Origin of the sequence: Mycobacterium arosiense ATCC BAA-1401 = DSM 45069 (genome assembly GCF_002086125.1) — a bacterium.
Classification (GTDB): domain Bacteria; phylum Actinomycetota; class Actinomycetes; order Mycobacteriales; family Mycobacteriaceae; genus Mycobacterium; species Mycobacterium arosiense.
Genome location: NZ_MVHG01000425.1, coordinates 1 through 233, shown reverse-complemented (window position 1 = coordinate 233; position 233 = coordinate 1). Strand labels below are relative to the sequence as shown.

Annotated in this window: 1 protein-coding gene; it reads right to left on the bottom strand. The window is 67.8% G+C overall.

Annotated elements, in window-relative coordinates:
* Positions 1 to 233: aminotransferase class III-fold pyridoxal phosphate-dependent enzyme (locus BST14_RS32425; protein WP_142279749.1), on the bottom strand; the 233-nt coding region annotated here is incomplete at both ends.

Sequence of the window (233 nt, the reverse complement as noted above, 5' to 3'; positions counted from 1 at the left end):
ACGTCGTACTGCCGGCAGATGCGCTGGATCTCCGGCCAATAGCTTTGCGGCGGGAAGATCATGCCGCCGGCGCCCTGGAAGGGCTCAGCGACGAAGGCGGCGACGTTCTCCGCGCCCAGTTCGAGGATCTTCTCCTCCAGTTGCAGCGCCGCGCGGCGACCGAACTCGGCCGGGCTCAGCTCGCCGCCGTTGGCGTACCAGTAGGGTTCGTCGATGTGGGCGAAGTCCGGCAG